The sequence below is a fragment of the Maribacter sp. Asnod1-A12 genome (assembly GCF_045063735.1).
GTDB lineage: Bacteria > Bacteroidota > Bacteroidia > Flavobacteriales > Flavobacteriaceae > Maribacter.
In genome coordinates this window covers 1,933,707-1,956,797 of record NZ_JBEFNZ010000006.1, presented here as the reverse complement: position 1 = coordinate 1,956,797, position 23,091 = coordinate 1,933,707, and the positions used below count along the sequence as shown (strand labels likewise).

Here is a 23,091-nt window from a genome sequence, read left to right as displayed (position 1 = left end):
CGTTGTTCGTTGTTCGTTGTTCGTAAAACGAATAATTATTGTGTCCGGTCGAGCGCAGTCGAGACCTGAAAAAAGGAGTTAGGAAAAATAAAATAAGCCTGACAAAATCAGAATTAGCATGTTGAAAAAGAGAATTTTATTGAAATTAGGTTCCAATACCTTAACCAAAGACACTGACCATATTTCTCGTGGTAAAATAGAAGATATTGGTAGGCAAATAGCTGCACTAAAAAATCAATATGAATTCATTATTGTAAGTTCAGGGGCTATCGCCGCAGCAAAGCAATTCGTTAAGATTGAACATAACGGTGAAGAAATTAACGTTAAGCAAGCGCTCGCATCTATTGGTCAGCCTCATCTTATGCGTATTTTTCAAGAGAATTTCAGAGAATTAGGTCTTTTTACTTCTCAATGCTTATTGTCCTATTCTGATTTTGAAAAGGAACAAACTAGAGTAAATATTAAAAACACGATAAACGTTCTGGTCGCTAATAATTTCATCCCTATCATTAATGAAAATGATACGGTAGCAACCGATGAAATTAAGTTTGGTGATAACGATAAATTAGCCGGATTAACAGCTTCTCTTTTATCTGCGGATATTCTAATTATCGCTACTAATACTGATGGAATTTATACGAAGTCTTCCTTATCGACCTCTACTCCAAAAACCATTGAAACAGTATCCGATCTAACCACTCTATTAAAAGAAATTGGCGAATCTAAATCTACCCATGGCACAGGCGGTATGCAATCTAAACTAGATGCAGCAACCATTGCCCAAAAAGCAGGTATAGAAACTTGGATCACCAATGGTTTAAAAGATCATTTCATTACTGACGCCATTGATAACAACAGCACATTTACAAAAATTAAAGCATCATGAATTACCTTTCTATAAACGATATCGATTCTTTATCTACCTGGGTAAAAGAAGCAATTGCCCTAAAAGAGCAACCTAAAAAACATAAAGCTCTTGGAAGTGATAAAACTATAGGTTTACTATTTTTCAACAACTCACTTCGTACGCGTTTAAGCACTCAAAAAGCAGCGATGAATCTAGGTATGGAAGTCATTGTCATGAACTTTGGTAGCGAAGGTTGGGCTTTAGAATATGCTGATGGCACTATTATGGACCAAGGTACATCTGAGCATATTAAAGAAGCTGCACAGGTCATTTCTCAATATTGCGATATCATTGCTATTCGTGCTTTTGCAGGTTTAAAAGATAAAGAGTTGGACGAAACCGAGGAAGTTTTGAACGGATTTAAAACATACGCATCAGTACCTATCGTAAATATGGAAAGTTCTGTTGGGCACCCGTTACAAGCACTAACCGATGCCATTACTTTAGAGGAACATAACTTTAAGAACAATCCAAAAGTAGTTTTGTCATGGGCACCACACCCAAGGGCTTTACCACACGCGGTAGCTAATTCATTTATACAAATGATGCAAAAGCAAAATGCTGAATTTGTAATTACACATCCGGAAGGATATGAGCTAGACCCAAACATCACTAAAGATTGTACTATTGAGCACGACCAAGAAAAGGCGCTAGAAAATGCCGATTTTGTATATGTAAAAAACTGGAGCAGTTATACTGATTACGGTCAAATAAAATCTCAAGATACCAATTGGCAAATGACCCTAAAAAAATTAGGGAAAGCTAAATTTATGCATTGTCTACCGGTACGTAGAAATGTAGTGGTTGCTGATGAAGTTTTAGATAGCAATCAGTCTTTGGTCATAGAACAAGCGAATAACAGAACATACGCAGCACAATTGGTGCTAAAAAAAATATTGGAAAGCAATGAAAATTAATAAGTGGATTTACATAGGCATCGCTTTATTTGCCCTAATCTTATTTGTCGTGAATATGGCAGATATTGACCACAGCACCGCACATTGGAAAACGTACATGGGTCCTGTAAGCAACATTATTCTTATTATAGCCATGGTTCTCATGTTTAAATTTGCCGATTATGAAAAGTAAATTAAGTGTTGTAAAAATTGGTGGTAATGTCATTGAAGATGAAAAAGCCTTAGATATCTTTCTTACTGCATTTTCCAAAATTGAAGGATTAAAAATATTAGTGCACGGCGGTGGTAAATTGGCTACTCAACTAGCTACAAAACTAGGCATTGAATCCAAAATGATAGATGGTAGGCGTATTACCGATGCGGAAACCGTAGATATCATTACCATGGTCTATGGCGGATTGGCAAACAAAAAAATTGTTGCTCAATTACAAGCAAAAAATACGAACGCTATTGGCTTAAGTGGTGCGGATGGCGATAGCATACAGGCGCATAAACGTCCCGTTAAGGAAATTGATTATGGATTTGTTGGTGATATTGATGGAGTAAATTCAGAACTATTGACCAAACTGTTATCTGCCGATTTAACTCCAATTTTCTGTGCGTTATCGCATGACGGAGCCGGGCAATTACTGAATACCAATGCAGATACCATTGCTTCTGAAATTGCAATTGGCATGGCATCGACCTATGAAACAACTTTGTATTATTGCTTTGAGAAAAAAGGAGTTTTAATGGATATTGCCGATGAAAACAGTGTTGTTAAACATATTGATTCCAACACCTATCAAAAGCTCTTATCTGACGGTATCATTGCGGACGGAATGCTACCAAAACTTCATAATTGCTTTCATGCATTAAACAATAAAGTAGCAAAAGTATGCTTGGGTGATGTTACGATGCTAGATAAAAAAACAAAACTGTTCACGACAATACAACTTTAAGATGAACCAAACAGAACTTACGGAAAGTGCCATATCTTTATTAAAGGAACTTATTTCAATAGAATCTTTTTCTAAGGAAGAAGACAAAACTGCCGATGCTATACAAGCTTGGTTGGCTAAATACGGCATCCCTATAGAAAGAGATTTCAACAACGTTATTGCGAAGAATAAATTTTGGGACGATGCTAAACCAACGCTACTTTTAAACTCGCATCACGATACCGTTAAACCTAATAAAGCATATACCAAAGACCCTTTTTTGCCTCACATTGAAGATGGAAAATTATTCGGATTAGGTAGTAATGATGCTGGAGGTCCATTGGTATCTCTATTAGCAACTTTCGCAAACTATTACCATGATGAAAACCTAAACCATAATATTCTTATGGTCGCTTCAGCAGAAGAAGAAAATGCAGGTGAAAATAGTTTACGTGGGTTATTACCAAAACTTCCGCATATAGATGTTGCTATTGTTGGCGAACCTACACTAATGTTACTTGCTATTGCAGAAAAAGGTTTGGTCGTTTTTGATGCCGTGGTAAAGGGCACTCCGTCACACGCTGCACATCCCAATGATGATAATTCCATCTATAATTCTATCAAAACATTAGAATGGTTTAAGAACTTTAAATTTGAGAAAACTTCTGAAGCCCTTGGAGATGTAAAAATGACCGTCACTCAAATTAGTGCAGGATCACAACACAATGTGGTACCAGCTCAAGTTGATATGGTAATTGATGTTCGTGTAAATGATGCCTATAGCAACAAAGAAATTGCAGATTTACTGAAGAAGAATGCGCCATGCGAATTAAAGGAGCGATCTTTACGCCTTAATTCGTCGAAAATAGATAAAGATCATCCATTAGTAAAATCGGGGATTGCATTAGGCAGAACAACTTATGGCTCACCTACACTCTCTGATCAAGCAGCATTAAGTTGCCAGTCAATGAAACTAGGTCCTGGTGACAGCACTCGCTCCCACTCTGCCAATGAATTTATCTATGTACATGAAATTGAAGAAGGAATAGATTTGTATATTAAAATATTAAAAGGGTTCCTTTCAAATAACCATTAACAATAACCAATGACCAATAAGCATTGTTCACTGCTTAATTGCTAATTGATAACTAACAACATATGAAACTCTGGGATAAAGGATTTAGCACTGATAAAAAGATTGACCACTTCACCGTTGGAAATGATAGAGAATTAGACCTACACTTAGCTAAATATGATGTAATAGCTTCTAAAGCGCATGCTAAAATGCTTGGTAAAATAGGACTGATTTCCCCTAAGGAAACTGCCGAGCTAGTAAATGAATTAGACCATATTGCAGCACGTATTGAAAAAGGGACTTTTACTATTGAAAATTCCTTTGAGGACATGCATTCTAAAATTGAATACTTGCTTACCTTAAGCCTGGGTGATACCGGTAAAAAAATACATACGGCACGTTCTAGAAACGATCAAGTTCTTGTAGCAATGCACCTATTTTTAAAGGACGAATTGACCGAGATCAAGACGATGACTAAATCGCTTTTCAATCTTTTGCTAGTAAAAGCACAAGAACATAAGGATGTCATGTTACCAGGATACACGCATTTACAGATTGCAATGCCTTCCTCATTCGGACTATGGTTTTCCGCCTATGCAGAAAGCTTAATAGATGACCTTTATTTTATTGAAGCAGCTTATAAAGTTGCCGATCAAAACCCTTTAGGCAGTGCCGCTGGTTATGGTAGTTCTTTTGCCATAGACCGAAGCTACACTACCGAAGAAATGGGTTTTGCAACTATGAAGTATAATGTAGTGGCTGCACAAATGAGTAGAGGAAAAGCAGAAAAAGCGACAGCCTTTGGTATTGCCAATATTGCCGCGACCTTGTCTAAAATGGCTATGGATATCTGTTTGTACATGAGTCAGAATTTTGATTTCATCTCATTCCCAGATGAGTTGACTACAGGTTCTAGCATTATGCCACACAAGAAAAATCCTGATGTCTTTGAATTGGTACGTGGTAAGTGTAATAAGTTACAATCCATTCCAAATCAATTAACCTTGGTTATCAACAACCTACCAAGTGGTTACCATAGAGATTTACAATTGGTAAAGGAAATTATTGTTCCTGCCATACAGGATATGAAAGCCTGTTTAGAGATTTTGACTTTTAGTCTCAAAGAGATTAAAGTAAATGACAGTATTCTAGATGATCCAAAATATGATTACCTATTTAGTGTAGACACCCTAAATGAACTGGTACAAAATGGAATGCCTTTTAGAGATGCATACAAGAAAATGGGTATGGAAATTAACGAAGGTACATTCTCACCAAAAAGAGATATTCATCATTCTCATGAAGGTAGCCTTGGTAATTTATGTTTGAAAGAGATTAATGATAAAATGAAGGAAGTTTAGTCTTCCTTCAAATATCTATCTGAATAAGTTTTAGTAAACTGAGCTCCGAAGGTGACAATCAAGCTTGAGTAAGATACCCATAACATAACCAGTATTATACTACCTGCCGCGCCATATGTAGATCCGGGTTCTGCTTTACCAAAATAGAAAGCCAGGGCATACTTACCTATTAAAAATAGAAGTGCCGTAAGTGCTGCACCAACCTTAACCGCTTTCCATCGTACATGGGTGCTGGGTAAATATTTAAACATTGCCCCAAATAATAAGTAGATAAACCCAAGTGACAACAGTAAATCTAAAACAAAACCTAATTCTAGCATCCCTTCTGGCAATAAGTTAGAGAGTTGGGTAGAAAATGCCGACAACAACGAGGTCAATACAAAACTTACCAATAGTAAAAAGCCTATAATAAGAATGAACCCAAAACCTTTTAAGCGCATGAACAACGTTGACAGAAACTCATTTGAGTATTTAGGTTTTGTTTCCCAAATATCATTTAAGGCATTCTGCAGCTGATAAAATACCCCTGTAGCACCATAAATAAGCACCCCAATACCTAATAATGTAGCAACTAAAGAAGTTTGCTCGCTACCTTGATTTTTAATGATATCTTGAATAGATTGTGCCGTATCCGAGCCCATTGCCGAAGAAATCTCAGTATATAATTCGCCCTGTACAATCTCTTTTCCCCAGATACCACCAACCAATTCCAAAATTAAAATTAACAATCCGGGTAATGATAAAATGGCATAATATGCAATTACAGCACTAATTTGAAAAGGCTCTTTATCTATCCATATCTTAAAGGTTTTTACTAATAACCTAGGTAGATGAGTAAGCTTGAATTTAGATTGTTTTTCTTCAGTATTAATTGACATTTAGTGTAGAATTTTGGCGCTCATTAAAAGTACCATAGATGACTTATTCTTTGTAATCCAATCCAAAAAAATAATACCTCTTAAACACTGTCAATCAAACTCATACTTACAATTACCAACAAAGAATTCTCTTACACAACTGTTTAATAGCTGTTCACAACAAATAATTTTAACATTTGGCATTCATAGGCATATTTGAAAAACACATTTGATCAAACTAACCAGCATGTCATTACTTAAAAAGAGTATTGCCCTTTGTCTTTTTCTATTAAGTGCCAACTTATTTTCACAGTCATTCACATCTATTTGGAATACCAATAATATAGAAACCGGTTCTTCTGCAAATAACCAGATCACCGTACCAACAAACCCTGCATACACCACCTACAACTTTGATATAGATTGGGGAGATAGCACTACTGATACTGGAGTAACCGGTAATATTACACATACCTATGCAACTTCAGGAAGTTATACCATTAGCATTAGTGGCACATTTCCTTCAATTTATTTCAATGATGAAGTAGCCAATGATAAACTTAAAATTATTGAAATACTTAGTTGGGGAAACATCCAATGGCAAACCATGGAAAATGCTTTTTATGGCTGTGAAAATCTAAATTTTGATGCTATTGATTCGCCTGATCTTTCACAGGTTACAACACTTAAATATATGTTTCGTGGTTGCACTTCCTTTAATGGAATTATAAATGATTGGGACATTAGCAACATAACAGATTTATCAGGATTATTTTATGGCTGCAATATATTCAACAGACCACTTGATTTATGGACTACCAATGCTGTTACGGATATGTCTGAAACTTTTGCTGGTGCCAGAGATTTTAATGAACCGCTAGATAATTGGAACACTGCCAATGTTACTACAATGTATCGCATGTTTTATGGTGCATCCGATTTTAATCAGAACATCAATAATTGGATTGTAGACAATGTAACCAATATGTCAGGCACCTTCTACTCCACAGGAAGTTTTAATGAACCCTTAAACAATTGGAATGTAAGCAAAGTAACATTTATGTCGTCAATGTTTGATGGGTCTGGTTTTAATCAACCCATTGATAACTGGAATGTAAGTAATGTAACTAATATGTATGCAATGTTTAGACATGCTGTTTACAATCATCCATTAGATAGTTGGGACGTTTCTTCTGTTGTTTACTTCTCCGAAATGTTTCAAAGACACAGAACCTTTAACCAACCTTTAAATAGTTGGAATGTAAGCAATGCGACAGATATGCATGGTATGTTCGATGGTTGGATTTGGGGACAAGTTTTTAACCAAGCCTTAGATAATTGGAACGTAAGCAATGTAACAGACATGAGTTATATGTTTAGAGACAACACTGCTTTTAACCAAGACATAAGTGGTTGGGATGTGAGCAATGTTATCAATATGGAAGGAATGTTTGAAGATACTACTGTTTTTAACCAAGATATAAGCTCTTGGAATGTTAGCAACGTAACCAATATGACCAACATGTTTCAGCAAACAGATGTTTTTAATCAACCTCTTAATAGTTGGAATGTAGCTAATGTTACTGATATAACAGGTATATTTTCAAATGCAGCAGCATTTAATCAACCGTTAAATAATTGGAATTTAGCCAATACAACCAACTTTGTCGACATGTTTAATAACGCCGTATCCTTTAACCAAGATATTAGTGGATGGGATACCTCTGGAATTACAAACATGGGCAGTATGTTTAACGGTGCAACTTCTTTTGACTCAAACATAAGTTCTTGGAACATATACGCAGTAACGAACATGAATAATATTTTCTCGAACAGTGGCATATCTCAAGAAAATTATGATAATATTCTAATTGCATGGGCAGGACAAACCGTTAGTCCTGGAGTTAACTTAGGTGCTACCAATCTACAATACTGCGATGCTTTAAATCAAAGACAGAGTTTAATAGATGATGATGGATGGAATATTACTGGAGACGCTGTAAATTGTTCTTATGTGTTATGTACTGAAATTACCATGCCACATGCGAGTGATACAGCAACACCGGCAAATAGTGATATTCGTTGGGATCCAGCACCAAACGCTACTGGCTACCGTATTTACCTAGAATTAGAAAGAGGTGGGGCAAGAAATTATGTTAATATCAATGGTTCACCAGCAAATAATCTAGATGTTGGTAATACTGTTGGAGTTAGTTTCACTAACGAATTTGATCCAGGAGATATCGTTTATGTAACTGTAGTGCCCTATAACGATGAAGGTCCTGCCGTAGGCTGTCAAGAAATTAATTTTACAGTAGTAGAAAGCTGGGTAAATAGCCCAGATGCATTTAAACTAACTTATGATACTACATTACAAGAAGGAACGACTACAACACCCATAAATCAACTTATAATTCAAACACAATCTAGCTTCACTTATGATTACAATATAGACTGGGGCGATGGGCAATACGACAACAATGTTACTGGAGATATCACACACACCTATTTAACTCCAGGAATCTATACAGTTAGCATTATAGGAACCTTTCCAAGTCCTAGGCATAATCAATCTAGTGGAGATGCTTATAAACTACTTAGTATTGACCAATGGGGAACGCAGGTTTGGGAAAGCATGAATAATGCCTTTGCTGGTTGTGAAAATATGGAATACAACGCTACAGACGTTCCTAATTTAACCAATGTAACAGATATGACCAGTATGTTCATTGTATGTAACAAATTCAATGGTGATATCAACAATTGGGATGTAAGTAATGTTACAGGCATGTATGGTGTTTTTGGTTCTGCCGATATATTTAACCAACCTTTAAATAACTGGGATGTTAGCAATGTTACTAACATGAATTTTATGTTTGCCAGTACAGATGAATTTAATCAAGATATTAGTTCTTGGAATGTTGGCAATGTAACAGATATGGCAAGAATGTTTAATAGCGCAGATTCATTCAATCAACCTTTAAACAGCTGGAATGTAAGTAATGTTACTGATATGTCTCAACTATTTTATAGTGCAGAAGTATTTGACCAACCACTTGATTCATGGAACGTAACAAAGGTTGAAGAAATGGATCAAATGTTCTACTCTGCCGAAGCATTTAATCAAAATATTGACAGCTGGGATGTTTCATCAGTAACAACTATGAGTCAAATGTTCTATTATGCATTAGCTTTTAATGAACCTCTAAACAGTTGGAATGTTTCTTCAGTGACAACTATGAATTCTATGTTCTATAATGCTGAAACCTTTAACCAGCCTTTAGATAATTGGAATGTGAGTAGTGTAAACACAATGGCTTCTATGTTCAGTAGTACCGATAGTTTTAATCAGAATATAGATAGTTGGAATGTTACCAATGTTACCAACATGAGCAGTATGTTTAGTTATGCTTTAAATTTTGATCAACCACTTAATAGTTGGGACGTAAACTCTGTAGTAAACATGTCTAGCATGTTTCGTGGTGCAGCTGAATTCAACCAACCATTGATTGATTGGGATGTAAGTGCAGTAGCAAACATGACCTCTATGTTTGAAGATGCCGTACTTTTTAATCAACCTATAAATACGTGGAATGTCAGTTCAGTAACACTAATGGAATCTATGTTTGAAGATGCTGCAGTGTTTAACCAAGATTTAAACAATTGGAATACGGCTGTAGTTACCAATTTTAATTCTATGTTCAAAAATTCCTTGGTTTTTGACGGTACTATCACCAACTGGAACACAGGTGAAGCATTAAATATGGCAGAAATGTTTAGTGGTGCAACGGCTTTTAACCAAAACATAGATTCTTGGGATGTTTCTTTTGTAACAACCATGGAAGCTATGTTTAATGAAGCTACCAGTTATAACCAAACCATGAACTCATGGAACGTAGCTTCTGTTACTACTATGGAAGATATGTTTAAAAATGCAGGTGTTTTTAATGAAAACATTGGTGACTGGAATGTTAGAGGAGTAACCACTATGGAAGAAATGTTTAGTGGAGCAACCTCCTTTAACCAAGACCTAAATAACTGGCGTATTTCTGGAGTAAACAATATGGATTATATGTTTAGAAATGCATCGGCATACAACCAACCTATGGATTTATGGAATCCTGGTAATGTAACTATGCGTTCTATGTTCCATGACGCAACTGCTTTAAACCAAAGTTTAGCTGAATGGGATGTGAGTGGTGTAACCAATATGAGCGATATGCTCGATAACACGGCTCTTATACGAGAAAATTATGATAACACTTTAATCGCTTGGTCAGAACAGACCTTGACCAGTGGAATCACCCTAGGTGCTGAAGGACTACCTTATTGCGATGCGCAGGAAGAAAGACAGTCAATGATAGATACGTATGGATGGACGTTTAGCCAAGATGTACGCGATTGTCCTATACCAGAGTGTACGCAATTAGCATCACCTTTAAATGGAGATACTGACGTACCTGTGAACACCAACATAACTTGGGATGCTGCCTTATTTGCACAAGGCTACCGTTTAACCGTAGGTACTTCTGCCGGTGGTAATGATATAGTAGATAATGAAACAATCACCAATGAAACATCTTTTGAATTTACTTCTGATTTTAATACTGGAGATACGGTTTATGTAACTATCACTCCTTTTAACGATGAAGGTGATGCTGTGGGTCCTTGTACCGAAGAAAGCTTTACTATATCTACGGATCCGGCAACTATACCTGAATGCACCAATTTAACCGAGCCGTTACATTCTGCAACAGATGTTGCGGTAACCACAGATTTAAGTTGGAATCCAATTTCGAATGCAGATGGCTATAAACTTACTGTTGGCACTTCTTCTGGAGCTAACGACTTATTAGATTCTGAAGATATTGGTAATATAAATACCTATGAATTTACTTCTGACTTACCTGAAGATAGTGATATTTTCGTCACTATAATTCCTTATAATGATGAAGGAGATGCTACTTCATGTACCGAAGAAAGTTTCCATACCGAATTAATTCCTGTACCACCAGTTTGTACAACCCTGACCAGCCCTATAAATGATGCAACCGATGTTGCTATTGATACTCATTTAAGCTGGACACCAATAGCTAATGCAACTGGTTATTTAGTACTAGTTGGTACCACCTCTGGCGGTATAGAAATAGTAAACAATGCAGATGTTGTTGGCGCTAGTACCTATGACATCCCTGTAGATTTACAGGAAGGCAGATTACATTACGTAACCATTATACCTTATAATGATGAAGGTGATGCTACGGGTTGTACTGAAGAAACATTCACAACTGGTGATTCTACAAGTCCACCGTCATGTACCACATTAACAGCTCCTATTAATGGTGCAACTGCGGTTGACCCTGGCACAAATTTAACTTGGGCAGAATTATCATCTGCAACCGGTTATAAATTGACTGTAGGAACAACAAGTGGAGGTTCAGATATTTTTACAGATGATGTGTTAAATGTAACTACATACGACCTTGCCGCCGATTTACCAGAAAGCACACCTATTTATGTGACAGTAACACCATATAACGACAATGGCGATGCTATTGGTTGTACCGAAGAAAGTTTTACTACCGATGGTGCTCCTTTATGTACCACACTAACAACTCCTGCAAACGGTGCTACAAATGTTCCTGTAGACACCAATATTGAATGGAACACAGTAGCTAATACCGACGGTTACCGAATTACCGTTATTGGCAGCAACAGTACGGCAAATAACATGACCGATTTTGAAGTGACAAGTGGCAATACCTTTAACTTTTCAAATGATTTTATAGAAGGAGAAACGGTTACGGTAACTATTAAACCATATAACAACAACGGAGAGGCCAGTGGTTGTACATCCGAAACTTTTACAATCGTGCCTCCACCAGTACCCACTTGTACTACGCTTATTACACCCGTAAACAATACTGCAAATGCAGATATAGATACTGATATTAGCTGGAATGCTGTTGCCGGAGCAACGGGTTACACGATAACCGTAACAGCAAGTGAAAGTACTGCCAATAACTTAACTGAAGTAGACGTTATTGCAACTTCCTATGATTTCACGAATGACTTTATACAAGGTGAAATGGTAACAGTTACCATAACACCATTTAATGAATCTGGTGCCGCTACAGGCTGTACATCAGAATCATTTGCCATTAAGCCCGTACCTACATGTACTAGCTTAAACACACCTGTAAATGGTAATGACGCGGTCGATGCCAGTATTTCAATATCTTGGGATGCAGTATATGATGCCATTGGGTATTTCGTTACCATTTCCGCCAATACAAGTACCGCTAACAATGTAACGGATTTTAAAACCACAGCTACTTCTTTAGATTTCACTGATGACTTTACGCAAGGTGAAACCGTTTCAGTTACCATTATTCCTTACAACGAGTCTGGTAATGCAATTGGTTGTACTACAGAAAGTTTTTCCATTCAGGCAGTGCCTACTTGCACAGGTTTAATTTCACCTGCAAATGGTGCTATAGATGTACCTGTAAACACTGATATAGAATGGACAACAGTGCCTGAAGCAGATGGCTATCTTCTTACGGTCACAGGTAGTTCAAGCTCAGCAAATAATGTTGACCAACTGAATATAACTACTGGTAACAGCCATATGTTTACCAATGATTTTGATCAAGGCGAAACCGTATCGGTTACTATAATACCTTACAACAATGCTGGGGAAGCCATTGGTTGCACTATGGAAAGTTTCAGCATTAAGTCTATTCCAAATTGTACCTTCTTAACCTCTCCTCTAAACGGTGCAGTTTTGGCAGAAGTAAATGAAATTTCATGGAATACCGTACCGGATGCAGACGGATACAGATTAACTGTTTTCGCAAATAACAGTACGGCAAACAATGTATCCGATTTAGAAGTTACCGATACTACATATACTTTCCCTAATGAATTTAACGAAGGTGAAACAGTTACAGTGACGATAGTTCCTTTTAATGATATTGGCGATGCCATTGGTTGTGTTTCTGAGAGCTTTACCATAAGACCATTACCAACTTGCACCAATTTGATAGCTTCGTTACAAAATGTAAATAATGTTGCCGTAACCGCAGATATTGAATGGAACCCTTCAAACGATGCAGATGGTTACAGAATCTCAATAGGTACAACCGCCAACGGAAACGATATCGTAGACAATGAAGATGTAGCCTCTTTGACCAGTTATATACTGAATGAAGATTTACCATCTGAAACACAAATTTTCATCACCATTACGCCTTACAATAGTTCTGGAGACGCTGAAAGTTGTACTACCGAAAGTTTCACAACTGAAGTAATCGCACCCGATTGTGCGGTTCTTATTAGTCCGACAAACGGAGAAACAAATGTTTCATTAGAGAGTACAATTTCATGGAATGAAGTCGAAAAAACCAACGGCTATCGTATTTCCATTGGAACCTCAGCGAATTCTAACGACATCATTGACAATGTGGATATGGGTAATTTAACAACATATACTCATCATGATGAGTTTCCATTTGACACTGAAATTTTTGTAAATATCACCTCATATAACAGCGCAGGAGAATCCGCTGGTTGTGAAACTCAATCATTTACTACAATGATTCCAGAAGATGAAACAAAATACGGATTCTCACCTGATGGTGACGGTATAAATGAATACTGGCATATTGAAAACATAGATTACTACCCTGAAAATGTAGTGAGTATTTATAACCGTTGGGGAGATATGGTTTTTCAAATTGAAAACTATGACAATGCCGCTAACGTATTTTCAGGTACTGCGAATATGAGTATGAAATTAGGCGCAGACCAATTACCTGCAGGCACCTATTTCTTCAACATTCAAATAGATGGTGAAACTATATTAAGAAAAACACAAGGTTTCCTTGTATTAAAGCGATAATTACATGCAGAATTTATATAAAAATATCACTTTAATAGCATTCGTTTTAGGAGCATTGATCAATAATATAATGGCTCAACAAACGCCAACATTCTCAGAGTACAATTACAATCCGTACCTAGTAAATTCTGCTTTTGCCGGTTTGGCAGCTAGTGCAGAAATAGGTATTAGTAATACTGGAACTTTCAATCAATTTGAAGGTAGTCCTAAAAGCTTTGCCCTTAGTTTTCATACTCCCTTAAACCGAGGAAAAGTTGGTTTGGGAGCCGGATTAATTCGTGATGAAGTTGGAGTCACCACTTCAACCAGTGCATTTGCTACGTATTCTTACAAAATATTTTTCGACACCAAAAAGAATAGACCTTATTGGCAAATATATACCCCTAATTCATTATCCTTTTCTATATCTCCAGGTGTGCAACAATATCAAGAAAATTTACTGGAGCTAGGTATAATGGACGATCCTAATTTCGCAATGAACATTAATGCCACCATACCTACTATAGGACTTGGTTTCTTATTAAACTTAGCAGATGTATATGTTGGCTTCTCCACACCAAATGTAATTGGAGATATGCTGGTATCTGATGATAATGTGGAAATTAACGTGCCTTATTACGGGTATTTGGGCTATCGGTTTTTCTCTAACAAATTTGAAGAATTAATGATTAAGCCCAACCTATTATTAAAGTATGAAAATGGCGCTCCTTTTCAAGCAGATGTAAATATAACCGTAAGTTTTAGAAACCGATTTGAACTAGGAACCGGTTACAGAACCAATTCCTCTATAAATCTGTTGGCTGGAGTTTATCTTTTCAAAAACATTAGAGCTATTTACAGTTATAACGTAGCAACAAATGATTCTCCTTTAGGAAACACCCATGGTATTATTGCTACCTATCGTTTTGGAGAAGGCTTTAGTAGAGACTAGACCTTTCTCAACAAATCGTGAATGAATTCTAATTTCCTTTCTACTGGTTTAGAAATTATAAACGGATAAGGGTCATCTTCTCCCATAGAGCGGTTCATACTATTTAAAGTGAACAATAAAGGAATACCGGTATTCATTACTTTCTCAAACTTGATTTCTTTATAAGGGTCAAAACTAGCACTCATTTTTAGGTTTTTCTTAGCCGTAATTTTCGGATTTGATTTAAGTCCGAAATTATAGGCCGTTTCCAATACATCTGTTAGGTGTAGATAATGAGACCACGTTTCTGCCCAATCTTCCCATGGGTGAGAAGAAGCATACTTACTAATAAAACTTTGTTGCCAATTCAATTTTGGACCATTGTTATAATGATTGGCCAATGCATCAGCATACGACTCTGATTCATCACCAAAAATGCTTCTAAATTCTGCTAAAACATCCGGATTATCACGAATTAGCAAATCCCAAAAATAATGCCCCACTTCATGCCTAAAGTGACCAAGCAAAGTTCTATAACGCTCTGCCATTTGCTGCTTTACTTGCTCGCGAACAACAGGATCTGCTTCATCTATCATTAGGGTAATTACACCATCTGCATGCCCCGTTTTTAAATCTTTGGAACCTTCTGGCAAATCATCTTTAGCTAAAAAATCAAAACAAAAACCCTTCTCATCATCTATCGTTTTGCTGACTACTGGCAATCTAAAACGCAATAGTTGATATACCAATCTATGCTTTGCAACTTCTATGTGCTTCCACTTTTCAAGGTTATCTTCATCTAAAAGATGCGGAATTGTTCTGTTAAGGGTACAAGCAAGACAGAATTTGCGACCTCTTGAAGCATCTACTAACCAATTACAAACGTTGTACTTGTAATTTTCACAGTACTCATAGAATTTGCCATCCAATTCAGGAATTTGCCATTTAGACACATTCGCATCTAAAGCCACTATCTTATTATAATAAGAAGAATAGCCTAACAGATAGCCACAATTTACGCATGTATTATTTTCGAAAACAACTGTATTCTTACAGTTCGTGCACTGAAATAATTTCATATCCTATAGTCTTTTAAATAGACAAGGACATTGTATTACTTGATCATCTTAAGATTTATAACCTCTTGATCGGTCAAATACCTCCAGTGTCCTCTTGGTAAATCTTTTTTGGTAAGACCACCATAAACCACCCTATCCATTCTTTGGATTTTATATCCTAAAGTATCAAAAATGCGTTCTACGATTTTGTTCCTAGAACTATAAATTTCAATACCTACTTCTCTTTTTGGAGCATCGGCTATAAAACTTACATCTTGTACACGAACCGCCTTTTCATCAACGACTACGCCTTCTTGTATCTTCTTTAAATCAGCACTTCTCAACTCTTGATCTAAAACCAAATGATAGATTTTACGCATTCCGTTTATTGGACTCTTCAGTACCTTGGTCATGCTACCATCATTGGTGAACAAAAGTAAACCTGTATGTTCTTTTTCCAATTTATCAACTGGTAATAATTTTGACTTAGACGCACTAGATATTAACCCAGAAACATGTCTCTTACCACGTTCATCTCTTATGGTAGTCACAAAATCTTTAGGCTTGTTGAGAAGAACATACTCTCTCTTGATAGGATTTAATAATTGACCATCGAATTTTACCTCATCGGTCAACTTTACCTTATAACCCATTTCTGTAATAGGTTTCCCATTTACAGTTACATTACCTGCAGCAATGTATATATCAGCATCTCTTCTAGAGCATACTCCAGAGTTAGCAACATATTTATTTAACCTAATAGAATTTGGATCTTGGGGCTTAGCCGGTGTTACATTTTTCTTGATGGGCGCATTACCACGAGCATAGCTCTTCTTCTTGAAATTACCACCTTGCCTACCTGAAGCATTTTTTCCCCTACTAGAATCATCCCTACTCATAACTGTACTAATTTTGCACAAAGGTAGCAAATTGCATTGCGGTTCAAATAGTTATATGAAACATATTACGAACAACTATAGTATTCTATTTAAAACCAACTGTACATCTATAAGTAGAATACTAAAGACACCCATAACTATGATAAGTTTTAGAATGTTGTGCAGCAATACATAGTCTTTACGGGCATTCGCCTTAAAAAGTAACACGATGAACAAAATCATTAAGAACACACATAATATGAAGTAAAAGTTCATATACCCTACATCAAACTGAAAAATCAGTAGTAAAGATGGTACCAAGGTCAAAAAAATTAAAAAAGAAATCAACAATTTTGATGTTCTAGCACCGTAAATAATAGGAATGGTTCTATAATTCTGAGCTAAATCTCCTGATATATTTTCTAAGTCTTTCACCATTTCACGAGCAAGTATCAATAAAAAGAGGAATACTGCATGTACAAAAATGACAGGCTGAATATTCTTATAATAAACGAACACTACGAAAAAGGGCGTAATTGCCAATGTAGCCGAAATAAAATTACCTAAAAACGGAATTCGCTTTAGCTTATGGGAATAGATCCAAATACCAAATATGTAAGATGAAAAAAAGAATACCGCTTTGAACGAAACATAGCTAGCGACTACTACTGCCAAAAAGTTCAATACAAAATAGGTGGTCAACTTAAACCGCTGACTTACCAAACGATCTAACATGCTTTTTCGTGGTTTGTTAATAAGGTCTTTCTCTGCGTCATAAAAATTGTTAATGATATAACCACCGGCAATGACCAAAGCAGATGCCAATACAATTACGAAGAGATTAATATCGAATACCACCCTACGTACAGGAAGTTCTGGCGCAAGTATATAAATAGATGCTAAATATTGAGCTAGAGCTATAACTAAAATGTTATACCCTCTAACCACTGAAAACAGACTCAGTACTTTTAAAAGTAAGAGTTTATTTCTTCTATTAAGCATTTATGAAAATTACCTAAAAATTATAGACTACTTCTAGTTTATAGTCTTTTAACGCAGTTTTAGCTTTTTCAAAATCTTCTGTAAAACCTAATATATAACCACCACCACCTGAGCCACAAAGCTTTAAGTAGTAATCATTGGTATCAATTCCGTTTTTCCACAAAGCATGGAACTTTGCAGGAATCATAGGTTTAAAATTATCTAAAACAACATGGGAAAGTTGCTTTAAATTACCGAATAAGGATTGAATATTGCCATTCACGAAATCTTCTACACAGGCATCTGTATGTTTAATGAACTGATTCTTTAACATACTTCTAAAACCATCATTTTTCATTTGTTCCATGAAAATCTGAACCATTGGTGCAGTTTCACCAATAATTCCGCTATCTAATAAAAATACCGCTCCCTTACCTTCTGCATTTTGAGAAGGAATACTTGTAGACTCGATATTGTCTTTAGAATTTATAAGTATCGGAAGGCTTAAATAGCTATTTAAAGGATCTAGCCCAGATGATTTACCATGAAAAAACGATTCCATTTTACCGAATATCGTTTTAAGTTTCAATAATTTTTCTCTAGTTAAATTCTCAAGAACCGTTATTTTATCTTGTGCGTATTTATCATATATTGCTGCCACCAAAGCACCACTACTACCCACTCCATAGCCTTGCGGTATAGAACTGTCAAAATACATACCTTCTGCAACGTCTGCTTTTAAAAGGTCCAAATCAAAAGAAACCAAATCTGGCTCTTTTTCTGTAAGCTCCTTTAAGTACACAGCAAAAGATGCTAAGCTTTCATTAGATTTGTTTGCCTCTTTTGACATGTTGGCATCAGATTTCAAAGCTCCCTTATAAAAATTATAGGGTATTGATAATCCTTTGGAATCTTTAATGATACCATACTCTCCAAAAAGAAGAATTTTTGAATAAAAAAGCGGTCCTTTCATTTTTTTAAAACTAAGCTGACATTGAAACTTATATAAATATAGTCAAAGATTCACAAAAAGTTGAACGTTTTACCCTAAAGAGTTAAACAAATTAGATAAATCATTCTTTTATAAACGTTTCTTCCAAAGAAATAGTACTTAAATGACCTACAACTTCTTAGCACCCAAACCAATTTGATCGCAAATATACTGCCCATTTTGACAATAAGGCACCAACTTTTCTTTTATAAAAGGAAAAACGATATCTTTTTCATTTTCAGGATATAAGACATGAACATTGGCTCCTGCATCTAAAGTAAAGCAAACATGCGTTTTAGATGTCTCCCTAAATTTCCAAATCTCATTGATTATAGAAAGTGTGTTTGGTTTCATCAATATAAAATAAGGATTGCTTGTCATCATCATGGCGTGTAATGTAAGTGCTTCACTTTCCACAATATTTATAAATGAATCTAAGTCTCCTTCTGACAAAATGGACTTTAACTTCTCTAAATTTTTATGTGCCTGGTCAAACCGCTGCGTAGCGAAAGGATGACCATGCATTAATTCATGCCCCAACGTACTGCTGACCTGTTTTTCGCCTTTATCTACCAATAAAATGGTGTCATGAAAATTATTAAATACCTCATGTACTGCGTATGGATATTTTATACCGAATAAGTTCGAGCTTCCTTCAATTGAAGATGTTTCTCCCCATTGTACCAAAGGTCCTTCTATACTGCGACATGCACTACCAGAACCTAATCTTGCTAAAAATGAAACTTTTTGGTTAAAATGTTCTTCTGAAAACGTCTTTAGAAACGTTCTTTCCATCTCCATAAAACATAAAGCCAAAGCAGACATACCACTAGCCGATGATGCAATACCACTACTATGCGGAAAAGAATTTGATGTATTGATTACGAAGTGATAGTCTTTTAAAAATGGCAGATAGACCTCTATTCTCTTTAAAAATGTATTAATTTTTGGTTTAAACTCTTCTTTTGCCTCTCCCTCAAAAAAAAGATCGAACGAAAACTCTTCACTTTTTTCATGCTTCTTTTTATACTCAACGCTCGTTTTAGTAACACATGCCGCTAAAGTAAAACTGATAGATGGATTTGCAGGTATCTGATTCTCTCTCTTTCCCCAATACTTCACCAAGGCAATATTACTGGGCGAAGCATACGAAACAATGCCTTCTTCTTTCAATGTTGTATACGGTACTGGAATAAAATCTTTTTCTGACATTGAATTTTCAATTTGTGCAAATATAGTTTTTAGGGCAATCAATTAAAATAAATCCTTATTTTAGAGCTAAACACCAACCAATTGAAAAGAAAACTAACGTACGTCTTTATTGGTATTATCGTATGCTCTACCATAGGATTTCTAAGCAGTGTAGTTACACAAAGCTCTGTAAACGATTGGTATATGACATTGAACAAGCCAAGTTTTAATCCGCCAAATTGGGTTTTTGCACCTGTTTGGAGCGTTCTTTATGTAATGATGGGCGTTTCTGTAGGTTGGGTCTGGGCAAAAGGATTTCATCATAAGTGGGTAAAAACAGGATTGTACCATTTTGGTTTTCAACTACTTTTAAATGGATTATGGAGCATTGTCTTTTTTGGACTTAAACAACCTTTCTATGCATTACTTATTATAATTGCTCTTTTGATAGTGCTTTTACTAACCTTTAAATGGTTTAGAGTGGTAAGTAAAATTGGTGCATACTTGTTAATTCCATATATATTATGGGTCTGTTTTGCTACAGCTTTGAACTTCAAAATTTGGCAACTAAATTAACTAGCCATTTCTAACAATTTATTCATTGTTCTATAATTTCTGGTTGTTGCCAATACATTCAACTTTCTCTCAATTAAGTTATTGTTCAATTTTGCTTTGCCATATCCGGCATTACACTTTAAATATATACAACCATCAGCAATTGAAAACTCTTCATTTACAAAAGCTTCCGTTTTAAACTTAATCAATGTTTCAATGCTTGGAGAACTACCTACAAGAACAAAATATAGCTGCTTTTTGATGCTATCATCATCAGATGCGAACGGATTATCATTTACCATACCAGACACCTGATCAGTGGTTCTTATTAGTACAGGCACCTCAATACCAAATCTATTCAAAATAGCTTCTGCAAGCAACCCTTCTAATTCTGATGTAGAATCAACTACGCTTTTAAAAATGATATTACCACTTTGAATATATGTCTGGACATCTTTTAGCTCTATACTTTCGCATAATTCTCGAAGTTCAGCCATAGGAATTTTATTCTTTCCAGCTACATTTATACCTCTTAAGAATGCGATATATGCTTCCACTATTTTTGACTATTTGAATTTAAACCTTCCACTACTCCATTGGCAGCAATAAAACCACCCGTCCAAGCATTTTGAAAGTTAAATCCGCCAGTAATGGCATCTATATTTATAATTTCTCCTGCAAAATATAGACTTGGTAGAATTTTACTTTCGTAAGTTTTAAAATTGATTTCTTTTAAGTCCACACCACCGGCCGTAACAAACTCTTCTTTAAAAGTACTTTTTCCATTTACCTGAAAAATACCTGCAGTAAGTTGTTCTGATAATGAAGTTAATTGTTGTTTTGATACTTCTGGCCATGTTGTTGTATCATCTATACTGGCTGCTTTTACCAAGTTTGCCCATAAACGTTTAGGAATATCCAACACCTTGGTTCTTAAAACCGTTTTCTTTTCCACTTGTTTCACCTTAAGAAACAGTTCCAATAATCCATTTTGATGATAATCCGGCACCCAGTTCACTTGAATTTTGAATTGATAATTATACTGCTCTAAAATTCTTGCTCCCCATGCTGAAAGCTTTAAAATTGCTGGTCCGCTCATTCCCCAGTGCGTGACCAACAAAGGTCCTTCAGAAAATAAACTCGATACATCTATTTTTGCTTTTACCGACTTTTTACCAAAATTCTTTTTCGGTATTAACTTTACCTCAGCATGTGTAGCTACACCTGGTATAGCTGAAATTCGTTTATCTTTTATATTGAAAGTGAATAGTGATGGGACCGGCGGAACAATTTTATGTCCTAACCCTTCAATATATTTCCACATTTTAGGATTGCTTCCCGTAGCCAGAATAAGCTTTTTGCAGTACATGAAACTATCGCCAATGGCTACTTTCCATTTTTTGCCTACTTCTTCATTTATTTGCTCTATTCCTGTCACGGAGCAAAGGGTTTTCACCTGAATCCCTAATCTATCTGCCTCTGAAACAAAACAGTCTATTATTGTCTGTGATGAATTACTGACAGGAAACATTCTACCATCGTCTTCAATTTTTAAAGCAACACCACGTTCTTCAAAAAAGCCTACGGTATCACCACTTGCATAGGTATGAAATGGACCTAAAAGTTCTTTCTCACCTCTAGGATAGTTTTTGCTTAAATCTGCAGGGTTAAATTCTGCATGGGTAACATTACAGCGACCACCACCAGAAATTTTAACCTTGGTAAGCACCTCTTTACCACGCTCTAAAATTGCAATTTTTGTATTTGGTCTTTTCTCGGCAATATGTATTGCAGCATAGAAACCTGCTGCGCCACCACCAATTACTAAAACATCATACATTATTTAACCCGTTCTGGAAAGTTTGTAATAATACCATCTACCGCAATACGCTTCATAGCTTCAATATCCGCAGGCTCGTTTACTGTCCAGGTATATATTTTAAATCCGGCATCTCGAATTTCATTTGCCTTTTCTAAATCCAGATTTTTAAAATATGGATTAATTGCTACGGCATTCAATTCTTTAGCCACAGGTATAGCATCTACTGGGTTTTCTTCAGTCAAGACTGCAATGGCTACCTTTGGGTTATGCTTACGCAGTTCCTTCAGCTCGTCCCAATTAAAACTTGAGATTATAAAATTTTCTGCAGACCAATTTCTTTGTTCTATATAGTAATTCATAATATGGTTAACCTTATCTGCAGTACCAGCACCTTTAAGCTCTATATTTAAAGCTACCTTGTTGTCAATAAGCTTTAAAACATCTTGAAGCATTGGTATTTTATGACCACCATCAACAATTACCTGCATTAAATCAACTATGTAATAATCTTCAATATTACCTGGTGCATTTGTCAATCTATCTAATGTTTCGTCATGAAAAACTACAATCTCACCACTTTTAATTTTAAAGACATCAATTTCAATCATATCCACTCCCAAATCCATTGCCTTTTGAATAGACGGCAAGGTGTTTTCAGTTTCGTGACCCATAGCACCTCTATGACCAATTACTAACGGTTCTTCTTTCATATGACAAGATGCTAAAGTGATACAAATAAAAGCTAAGGCAATTCTTTTGAGCATA

General features: G+C 35.8%; 18 protein-coding genes. 9 read left to right on the top strand and 9 right to left on the bottom strand.

The genetic code is table 11. The annotated features are described in order from the left end of the window. The first annotated feature begins 118 nt into the window (after nt 1-118). The 6 genes from proB (at nt 119) to argH (ending at nt 5,180) form a co-directional block, all read left to right on the top strand. The gene (gene proB, locus ACJJVP_RS08305) at nt 119-886 is read left to right on the top strand and encodes a glutamate 5-kinase (RefSeq protein ID WP_405412619.1); all 768 of its coding nucleotides are present in this window, start codon (nt 119-121) and stop codon (nt 884-886) included. After that, nucleotides 883-1,824 carry an acetylornithine carbamoyltransferase gene (locus tag ACJJVP_RS08300; protein ID WP_405412616.1) on the top strand — a complete coding sequence of 314 codons (942 nt, stop codon included), beginning with the start codon at nt 883-885 and terminating at the stop codon, nt 1,822-1,824. The genes proB and ACJJVP_RS08300 overlap by 4 nt, the downstream gene beginning before the upstream one ends. Beyond that, entirely contained in the window at nt 1,814-1,996 is a 183-nt protein-coding gene (locus ACJJVP_RS08295; RefSeq protein WP_405412614.1) for a hypothetical protein, read from the top strand. Before ACJJVP_RS08300 ends, ACJJVP_RS08295 begins: the two co-directional genes overlap by 11 nt. Next, a complete protein-coding gene (argB, locus tag ACJJVP_RS08290) occupies nt 1,986-2,765 on the top strand; it encodes an acetylglutamate kinase (protein WP_405412611.1) in 780 nt (259 codons plus the stop codon). Before ACJJVP_RS08295 ends, argB begins: the two co-directional genes overlap by 11 nt. Nucleotide 2,766: 1 nt before the next feature. Beyond that, nucleotides 2,767-3,840, top strand: a complete 1,074-nt coding sequence (locus ACJJVP_RS08285) for a M20 family metallo-hydrolase (RefSeq protein WP_405412609.1) — start codon at nt 2,767-2,769, stop codon at nt 3,838-3,840. Nucleotides 3,841-3,902: 62 nt separating this feature from the next. Further along, the gene (argH, locus tag ACJJVP_RS08280) at nt 3,903-5,180 is read left to right on the top strand and encodes an argininosuccinate lyase (protein ID WP_405412607.1); all 1,278 of its coding nucleotides are present in this window, start codon (nt 3,903-3,905) and stop codon (nt 5,178-5,180) included. Here argH and ACJJVP_RS08275 read toward each other — a convergent pair. Then, nucleotides 5,177-6,058, bottom strand: a complete 882-nt coding sequence (locus tag ACJJVP_RS08275) for a YihY/virulence factor BrkB family protein (protein WP_405412605.1) — start codon at nt 6,056-6,058, stop codon at nt 5,177-5,179. The genes argH and ACJJVP_RS08275 overlap by 4 nt on opposite strands. Before the next feature lie 226 nt (nt 6,059-6,284). Here ACJJVP_RS08275 and ACJJVP_RS08270 point away from each other — a divergent pair, with 226 nt between their 5' ends. Both ACJJVP_RS08270 and ACJJVP_RS08265 read left to right on the top strand, forming a co-directional pair. Next, a complete protein-coding gene (locus ACJJVP_RS08270; RefSeq protein WP_405412602.1) occupies nt 6,285-13,940 on the top strand; it encodes a BspA family leucine-rich repeat surface protein in 7,656 nt (2,551 codons plus the stop codon). A 4-nt stretch (nt 13,941-13,944) separates the two neighbouring features. Further along, the gene (locus tag ACJJVP_RS08265; protein ID WP_405412600.1) at nt 13,945-14,871 is read left to right on the top strand and encodes a PorP/SprF family type IX secretion system membrane protein; all 927 of its coding nucleotides are present in this window, start codon (nt 13,945-13,947) and stop codon (nt 14,869-14,871) included. Here the strand turns inward: ACJJVP_RS08265 and ACJJVP_RS08260 are convergent. The 5 genes from ACJJVP_RS08260 to ACJJVP_RS08240 all read right to left on the bottom strand — a co-directional run bounded on the left by ACJJVP_RS08260 (nt 14,868) and on the right by ACJJVP_RS08240 (nt 19,970). After that, entirely contained in the window at nt 14,868-15,929 is a 1,062-nt protein-coding gene (locus ACJJVP_RS08260) for a putative zinc-binding metallopeptidase (protein ID WP_405412597.1), read from the bottom strand. The genes ACJJVP_RS08265 and ACJJVP_RS08260 overlap by 4 nt on opposite strands. Nucleotides 15,930-15,964: 35 nt before the next feature. Beyond that, nucleotides 15,965-16,807, bottom strand: coding sequence for a pseudouridine synthase (locus ACJJVP_RS08255; RefSeq protein ID WP_405412596.1), 843 nt, complete (start codon nt 16,805-16,807; stop codon nt 15,965-15,967). Nucleotides 16,808-16,882: 75 nt separating this feature from the next. After that, nucleotides 16,883-17,788 carry a geranylgeranylglycerol-phosphate geranylgeranyltransferase gene (locus ACJJVP_RS08250; protein ID WP_405412593.1) on the bottom strand — a complete coding sequence of 302 codons (906 nt, stop codon included), beginning with the start codon at nt 17,786-17,788 and terminating at the stop codon, nt 16,883-16,885. Between the two features lie 13 nt (nt 17,789-17,801). Beyond that, complete coding sequence (locus ACJJVP_RS08245; RefSeq protein WP_036156915.1) at nt 17,802-18,740, bottom strand: mevalonate kinase; 939 nt, start codon at nt 18,738-18,740, stop codon at nt 17,802-17,804. A 147-nt stretch (nt 18,741-18,887) separates the two neighbouring features. Continuing rightward, nucleotides 18,888-19,970 (bottom strand): diphosphomevalonate/mevalonate 3,5-bisphosphate decarboxylase family protein, encoded by a 1,083-nt coding sequence (locus ACJJVP_RS08240; protein ID WP_405412591.1) that lies wholly within the window; start codon nt 19,968-19,970, stop codon nt 18,888-18,890. Nucleotides 19,971-20,051: 81 nt separating this feature from the next. On the opposite strand from ACJJVP_RS08240, the gene ACJJVP_RS08235 reads away from it, so the two are divergent. Next, a complete protein-coding gene (locus ACJJVP_RS08235; RefSeq protein WP_036156919.1) occupies nt 20,052-20,525 on the top strand; it encodes a TspO/MBR family protein in 474 nt (157 codons plus the stop codon). Here ACJJVP_RS08235 and ACJJVP_RS08230 read toward each other — a convergent pair. From ACJJVP_RS08230 to ACJJVP_RS08220, 3 genes are read right to left on the bottom strand one after another with little or no spacing between them, the layout of a single operon-like run. Further along, nucleotides 20,522-21,061: a DUF1697 domain-containing protein gene (locus ACJJVP_RS08230; protein WP_405412588.1), complete on the bottom strand. Its 540-nt coding sequence runs from the start codon at nt 21,059-21,061 to the stop codon at nt 20,522-20,524. The two genes, ACJJVP_RS08235 and ACJJVP_RS08230, sit on opposite strands and share 4 nt — an antisense overlap. Next, the gene (locus ACJJVP_RS08225) at nt 21,061-22,344 is read right to left on the bottom strand and encodes an NAD(P)/FAD-dependent oxidoreductase (RefSeq protein WP_405412586.1); all 1,284 of its coding nucleotides are present in this window, start codon (nt 22,342-22,344) and stop codon (nt 21,061-21,063) included. Before ACJJVP_RS08225 ends, ACJJVP_RS08230 begins: the two co-directional genes overlap by 1 nt. Then, nucleotides 22,344-23,090, bottom strand: coding sequence for a glycerophosphodiester phosphodiesterase (locus ACJJVP_RS08220; RefSeq protein WP_405412584.1), 747 nt, complete (start codon nt 23,088-23,090; stop codon nt 22,344-22,346). Before ACJJVP_RS08220 ends, ACJJVP_RS08225 begins: the two co-directional genes overlap by 1 nt. Nucleotide 23,091: the final 1 nt, after the last annotated feature.

Bases quoted from the DNA above. Each gene is read 5' to 3' on its own strand.
- ACJJVP_RS08250 (WP_405412593.1), bottom strand. From the start codon at position 17,788: ATGCTTAATAGAAGAAATAAACTCTTACTTTTAAAAGTACTGAGTCTG.
- ACJJVP_RS08270 (WP_405412602.1), top strand. From the start codon at position 6,285: ATGTCATTACTTAAAAAGAGTATTGCCCTTTGTCTTTTTCTATTAAGT.
- ACJJVP_RS08275 (WP_405412605.1), bottom strand. From the start codon at position 6,058: ATGTCAATTAATACTGAAGAAAAACAATCTAAATTCAAGCTTACTCAT.
- ACJJVP_RS08225 (WP_405412586.1), bottom strand. From the start codon at position 22,344: ATGTATGATGTTTTAGTAATTGGTGGTGGCGCAGCAGGTTTCTATGCT.
- ACJJVP_RS08265 (WP_405412600.1), top strand. From the start codon at position 13,945: ATGCAGAATTTATATAAAAATATCACTTTAATAGCATTCGTTTTAGGA.
- argH (WP_405412607.1), top strand. From the start codon at position 3,903: ATGAAACTCTGGGATAAAGGATTTAGCACTGATAAAAAGATTGACCAC.
- argB (WP_405412611.1), top strand. From the start codon at position 1,986: ATGAAAAGTAAATTAAGTGTTGTAAAAATTGGTGGTAATGTCATTGAA.
- ACJJVP_RS08245 (WP_036156915.1), bottom strand. From the start codon at position 18,740: ATGAAAGGACCGCTTTTTTATTCAAAAATTCTTCTTTTTGGAGAGTAT.
- ACJJVP_RS08300 (WP_405412616.1), top strand. From the start codon at position 883: ATGAATTACCTTTCTATAAACGATATCGATTCTTTATCTACCTGGGTA.
- ACJJVP_RS08240 (WP_405412591.1), bottom strand. From the start codon at position 19,970: ATGTCAGAAAAAGATTTTATTCCAGTACCGTATACAACATTGAAAGAA.
- ACJJVP_RS08260 (WP_405412597.1), bottom strand. From the start codon at position 15,929: ATGAAATTATTTCAGTGCACGAACTGTAAGAATACAGTTGTTTTCGAA.
- proB (WP_405412619.1), top strand. From the start codon at position 119: ATGTTGAAAAAGAGAATTTTATTGAAATTAGGTTCCAATACCTTAACC.
- ACJJVP_RS08285 (WP_405412609.1), top strand. From the start codon at position 2,767: ATGAACCAAACAGAACTTACGGAAAGTGCCATATCTTTATTAAAGGAA.
- ACJJVP_RS08220 (WP_405412584.1), bottom strand. From the start codon at position 23,090: ATGCTCAAAAGAATTGCCTTAGCTTTTATTTGTATCACTTTAGCATCT.
- ACJJVP_RS08295 (WP_405412614.1), top strand. From the start codon at position 1,814: ATGAAAATTAATAAGTGGATTTACATAGGCATCGCTTTATTTGCCCTA.
- ACJJVP_RS08255 (WP_405412596.1), bottom strand. From the start codon at position 16,807: ATGAGTAGGGATGATTCTAGTAGGGGAAAAAATGCTTCAGGTAGGCAA.